The following is a 590-nucleotide window of genomic DNA, read 5'->3' on the forward strand; positions in this document are numbered from 1 at the left end:
GCCCACGACCACGCCGATCACCGCCGCGGCCAGCGCCGATCCCGCGGCCACCGCCAGGGAGACCTGCAGCGCCTGCGCGACCCGCACGGACGTGTCGTGGCCCAGCGAGTCGGTGCCCATGAGGTGCGGCCATCCCGGGGGCAGCCCGGCGCGGAGGTAGTCCGTGCCCGCCCACCCCGCCGGGGCGAGGAGCGGCCAGCCGATCGCGTACGCGACGACCAGCGCCACGAGGAGCATCGCGACGACGCGGCGGGGGGTCACGTACTCACGCATCGATCCGCACCCTGGGGTCGGTCAGCAGAAGCAGGCAGTCGGCGAACCAGGTCCCCACCAGGACGGTGGCCGAGGCGCCCAGGGTCACGGCGGCCAGCAGCGCGAAGTCGGCTTCCAGGGCGGCGTCCACGGTCGCCGCGGCGAGGCCGGGCCAGGCGAAGACGGTCTCCACCACGAGCGACCCCGCGATGAGTTCGGGCAGCCGCGCCCCGAGCAGCGCGATGAGCGGCGTCCACGACACGGCCGCGATGTGCCCGGTGAGCACCGTGCGCTCGCCCACCCCGCGGGCGCGGGCCTCGGCCACGGGTGCGGAGGCC

At 76.4% G+C, this 590-nt stretch carries 1 protein-coding gene and 1 pseudogene; both read right to left on the bottom strand.

Annotation, left to right across the window (positions count from 1 at the left end):
• Positions 1–273: pseudogene (locus IY392_RS16500) on the bottom strand (ABC transporter permease); the annotation flags it as partial.
• Positions 266–590, bottom strand: a 325-nt coding sequence (locus IY392_RS16505; RefSeq protein WP_194861810.1) for an ABC transporter permease subunit, incomplete at its 5' end; no start/stop codon positions are given. The gene IY392_RS16505 and the pseudogene IY392_RS16500, both read right to left, overlap by 8 nt.

The organism is Dietzia sp. SYD-A1, assembly GCF_015356725.1.
GTDB lineage: Bacteria > Actinomycetota > Actinomycetes > Mycobacteriales > Mycobacteriaceae > Dietzia.